Below are 5447 nucleotides of genomic sequence, written 5' to 3' on the forward strand. Positions count from 1 at the left end.
GCGCTGTTCTTTAACAAAACGATTACCGATAAGTGTGAGTGCGCGAGCCTCACACTGCGACAAAAACAGACAGAAGATGTTTAACATTGGCTGTCGGTTTCTTTGAAGCAGACCAGAAGTTATAAGTTAGAGATTGAACATAAGAGTTTGATCCTGGCTCAGATTGAACGCTGGCGGCATGCTTTACACATGCAAGTCGGACGGCAGCACAGAGAAGCTTGCTTCTTGGGTGGCGAGTGGCGAACGGGTGAGTAATGTATTGGAACGTACCGAGTAATGGGGGATAACTAATCGAAAGATTAGCTAATACCGCATACGTCCTGAGGGAGAAAGCGGGGGATCTTCGGACCTCGCGTTATTCGAGCGGCCAATATCTGATTAGCTAGTTGGTGGGGTAAAGGCCTACCAAGGCGACGATCAGTAGCGGGTCTGAGAGGATGATCCGCCACACTGGGACTGAGACACGGCCCAGACTCCTACGGGAGGCAGCAGTGGGGAATTTTGGACAATGGGCGCAAGCCTGATCCAGCCATGCCGCGTGTCTGAAGAAGGCCTTCGGGTTGTAAAGGACTTTTGTCAGGGAAGAAAAGGCTTTTGCTAATACCAGGAGCTGATGACGGTACCTGAAGAATAAGCACCGGCTAACTACGTGCCAGCAGCCGCGGTAATACGTAGGGTGCGAGCGTTAATCGGAATTACTGGGCGTAAAGCGGGCGCAGACGGTTTGTTAAGCAGGATGTGAAATCCCCGGGCTCAACCTGGGAACTGCGTTCTGAACTGGCAGGCTAGAGTGTGTCAGAGGGGGGTAGAATTCCACGTGTAGCAGTGAAATGCGTAGAGATGTGGAGGAATACCGATGGCGAAGGCAGCCCCCTGGGATAACACTGACGTTCATGCCCGAAAGCGTGGGTAGCAAACAGGATTAGATACCCTGGTAGTCCACGCCCTAAACGATGTCGATTAGCTGTTGGGCAGCTTGACTGCTTAGTAGCGTAGCTAACGCGTGAAATCGACCGCCTGGGGAGTACGGTCGCAAGATTAAAACTCAAAGGAATTGACGGGGACCCGCACAAGCGGTGGATGATGTGGATTAATTCGATGCAACGCGAAGAACCTTACCTGGTCTTGACATGTACGGAATCCTCCAGAGACGGAGGAGTGCCTTCGGGAGCCGTAACACAGGTGCTGCATGGCTGTCGTCAGCTCGTGTCGTGAGATGTTGGGTTAAGTCCCGCAACGAGCGCAACCCTTGTCATTAGTTGCCATCATTTGGTTGGGCACTCTAATGAGACTGCCGGTGACAAACCGGAGGAAGGTGGGGATGACGTCAAGTCCTCATGGCCCTTATGACCAGGGCTTCACACGTCATACAATGGTCGGTACAGAGGGTAGCCAAGCCGCGAGGCGGAGCCAATCCCAGAAAACCGATCGTAGTCCGGATTGCACTCTGCAACTCGAGTGCATGAAGTCGGAATCGCTAGTAATCGCAGGTCAGCATACTGCGGTGAATACGTTCCCGGGTCTTGTACACACCGCCCGTCACACCATGGGAGTGGGGGATACCAGAAGCAGGTAGGCTAACCGCAAGGAGGCCGCTTGCCACGGTATGCTTCATGACTGGGGTGAAGTCGTAACAAGGTAGCCGTAGGGGAACCTGCGGCTGGATCACCTCCTTTCTAGAGAAAAGAGGCTGGCGCACCCACACTTATCGGTAATCGGAAAGAGCGTCACAAAGGGTTTGTAGCTCAGGTGGTTAGAGCACACGCTTGATAAGCGTGGGGTCGTAGGTTCAAGTCCTACCAGACCCACCAAAAAACCCGTACGGAAGAAATCCGGTGCAGGAAAACGGGGGCATAGCTCAGTTGGTAGAGCACCTGCTTTGCAAGCAGGGGGTCATCGGTTCGATCCCGTTTGCCTCCACCACATACTTTACAAATCAAAAAGGGTTGCTATAATGCGCAGCCCATTTTGATTTGCGAAGTAGATAAAATCGAACGCATAGATCTTTAACAAATTGGAAAGCCGAAATCAACAAACAAACGAAGTAAGGTTTGTGTCTGCATAAAACAGCCGAAAGGCCGTCTGAAAGCAGACTGTTTTAAATAACAGATAAACCGAATACAGAAATTTGGGTGATGATTGTATCGACTTAACCCTGAAACACAAAAGGCAGGGTTAAGACACAACAAGCAGTAAGCTTTATCAAAGTAAAGGCCTTAAGGAGTGTAGCTAGTCAACGGCGAAACTTCGAAGTCAGAAAGGTACTTCAAATGATAGAGTCAAGTGAATAAGTGCATCAGGTGGATGCCTTGGCGATGATAGGCGACGAAGGACGTGTAAGCCTGCGAAAAGCATCGGGGAGCTGGCAATAAAGCTTTGATCCGGTGATGTCCGAATGGGGAAACCCACCGCATTTTGTGCGGTATCCTTGTCTGAATACATAGGACAAGAGAAGCGAACCCGGAGAACTGAACCATCTAAGTACCCGGAGGAAAAGAAATCAACCGAGATTCCGCAAGTAGTGGCGAGCGAACGCGGAGGAGCCTGTATACGATAGCCGTTGGGATAGAAGAAAGAATTGGAAACTTCTGCCATAGTGGGTGATAGCCCCGTATTCGAAATTCCGACGGTGGTACTAGGTATACGACAAGTAGGGCGGGACACGAGAAATCCTGTCTGAAGATGGGGGGACCATCCTCCAAGGCTAAATACTCATCATCGACCGATAGTGAACCAGTACCGTGAGGGAAAGGCGAAAAGAACCCCGGGAGGGGAGTGAAATAGAACCTGAAACCTGATGCATACAAACAGTGGGAGCGGATTTATTCTGTGACTGCGTACCTTTTGTATAATGGGTCAACGACTTACATTCAGTAGCGAGCTTAACCGGATAGGGGAGGCGCAGGGAAACCGAGTCTTAATAGGGCGATTGAGTTGCTGGGTGTAGACCCGAAACCGAGTGATCTATCCATGGCCAGGTTGAAGGTGCCGTAACAGGTACTGGAGGACCGAACCCACGCATGTTGCAAAATGCGGGGATGAGCTGTGGATAGGGGTGAAAGGCTAAACAAACTCGGAGATAGCTGGTTCTCCCCGAAAACTATTTAGGTAGTGCCTCGAGCTAGACACTGATGGGGGTAAAGCACTGTTATGGCTAGGGGGTCATTGCGACTTACCAACCCATGGCAAACTAAGAATACCATCAAGTGGTTCCTCGGGAGACAGACATCGGGTGCTAACGTCCGGTGTCAAGAGGGAAACAACCCAGACCGCCAGCTAAGGTCCCAAATGACAGATTAAGTGGTAAACGAAGTGGGAAGGCCCAGACAGCCAGGATGTTGGCTTAGAAGCAGCCATCATTTAAAGAAAGCGTAATAGCTCACTGGTCGAGTCGTCCTGCGCGGAAGATGTAACGGGGCTCAAATCTGTAACCGAAGCTGCGGATGCACTTTTAGTGCATGGTAGGGGAGCGTTCTGTAGGCCTGCGAAGGTGTCCCGTAAGGGATGCTGGAGGTATCAGAAGTGCGAATGTTGACATGAGTAGCGATAAAGCGGGTGAAAAGCCCGCTCGCCGAAAGCCCAAGGTTTCCTACGCAACGTTCATCGGCGTAGGGTGAGTCGGCCCCTAAGGCGAGGCAGAAATGCGTAGTCGATGGGAAACGGGTTAATATTCCCGTACTTTGATTCAATGCGATGTGGGGACGGAGAAGGTTAGGTTAGCAAACTGTTGGAATAGTTTGTTTAAGCCGGTAGGTGGAAGGCTTAGGTAAATCCGGGTCTTCATAACACCGAGAAGTGACGACGAGTGTCTACGGACATGAAGTAACCAATACCACGCTTCCAGGAAAAGCCACTAAGCTTCAGTTGAATCAGAACCGTACCGCAAACCGACACAGGTGGGCAGGATGAGAATTCTAAGGCGCTTGAGAGAACTCGGGAGAAGGAACTCGGCAAATTGATACCGTAACTTCGGGAGAAGGTATGCCCTCTAATGTGAAGGACTTGCTCCGTAAGCATAGGAGGGTCGCAGAGAATCGGTGGCTGCGACTGTTTATTAAAAACACAGCACTCTGCAAACACGAAAGTGGACGTATAGGGTGTGACGCCTGCCCGGTGCTGGAAGGTTAATTGAAGATGTGAGAGCATCGGATCGAAGCCCCAGTAAACGGCGGCCGTAACTATAACGGTCCTAAGGTAGCGAAATTCCTTGTCGGGTAAGTTCCGACCCGCACGAATGGCGTAACGATGGCCACACTGTCTCCTCCCGAGACTCAGCGAAGTTGAAGTGGTTGTGAAGATGCAATCTACCCGCTGCTAGACGGAAAGACCCCGTGAACCTTTACTGTAGCTTTGCATTGGACTTTGAAGTCACTTGTGTAGGATAGGTGGGAGGCTTAGAAGCAGAGACGCCAGTCTCTGTGGAGCCGTCCTTGAAATACCACCCTGGTGTCTTTGAGGTTCTAACCCAGACCCGTAATCCGGGTCGGGGACCGTGCATGGTAGGCAGTTTGACTGGGGCGGTCTCCTCCCAAAGAGTAACGGAGGAGTTCGAAGGTTACCTAGGTCCGGTCGGAAATCGGACTGATAGTGCAATGGCAAAAGGTAGCTTAACTGCGAGACCGACAAGTCGAGCAGGTGCGAAAGCAGGACATAGTGATCCGGTGGTTCTGTATGGAAGGGCCATCGCTCAACGGATAAAAGGTACTCCGGGGATAACAGGCTGATTCCGCCCAAGAGTTCATATCGACGGCGGAGTTTGGCACCTCGATGTCGGCTCATCACATCCTGGGGCTGTAGTCGGTCCCAAGGGTATGGCTGTTCGCCATTTAAAGTGGTACGTGAGCTGGGTTTAAAACGTCGTGAGACAGTTTGGTCCCTATCTGCAGTGGGCGTTGGAAGTTTGACGGGGGCTGCTCCTAGTACGAGAGGACCGGAGTGGACGAACCTCTGGTGTACCGGTTGTGACGCCAGTCGCATCGCCGGGTAGCTAAGTTCGGAAGAGATAAGCGCTGAAAGCATCTAAGCGCGAAACTCGCCTGAAGATGAGACTTCCCTGAGGATTTAATCCTCCTAAAGAGTCGTTCGAGACCAGGACGTTGATAGGCAGGGTGTGGAAGCGCGGTAACGCGTGCAGCTAACCTGTACTAATTGCTCGTGAGGCTTGACTCTATCATTTGAAGGACTTTGAGCCCTTTAAGATAAGGCTTACATCGGACTTGTTCCGGTACTTTCATCACAGTTGATTTGACGGTGGTTTACAACCGTCCGGCTTTACCAATTTGACAGTTTACGTCTGGCGGCCATAGCGAGTTGGTCCCACGCCTTCCCATCCCGAACAGGATCGTGAAACGACTCAGCGCCGATGATAGTGTGGATTCCCATGTGAAAGTAGGTCACTGCCAGACACTTATTCCGAACCCCCGCAAAAAGCGGGGGTTTTTGTTTGT

General features: G+C 51.3%; 2 tRNA genes and 3 rRNA genes. All 5 read left to right on the top strand.

Annotation, left to right across the window (positions count from 1 at the left end):
* Positions 1-135: 135 nt before the first annotated feature.
* Positions 136-1676: ribosomal RNA gene (locus tag ACLD9W_RS11940) — 16S ribosomal RNA — on the top strand.
* A 58-nt stretch (positions 1677-1734) separates the two neighbouring features.
* Positions 1735-1811 (top strand) — tRNA-Ile (locus tag ACLD9W_RS11945).
* Between the two features lie 36 nt (positions 1812-1847).
* Positions 1848-1923, top strand: a tRNA-Ala gene (locus tag ACLD9W_RS11950).
* A gap of 354 nt (positions 1924-2277) precedes the next feature.
* Positions 2278-5169: ribosomal RNA gene (locus tag ACLD9W_RS11955) — 23S ribosomal RNA — on the top strand.
* 123 nt (positions 5170-5292) lie between these two features.
* Positions 5293-5405: ribosomal RNA gene (gene rrf / locus ACLD9W_RS11960) — 5S ribosomal RNA — on the top strand.
* The 16S, 23S and 5S rRNA genes sit together here with 2 tRNA genes alongside, the layout of an rRNA operon.
* Positions 5406-5447: the final 42 nt, after the last annotated feature.

Origin of the sequence: Neisseria sp. WLZKY-1 (assembly GCF_046546535.1) — a bacterium.
Taxonomy (GTDB): domain Bacteria; phylum Pseudomonadota; class Gammaproteobacteria; order Burkholderiales; family Neisseriaceae; genus Neisseria.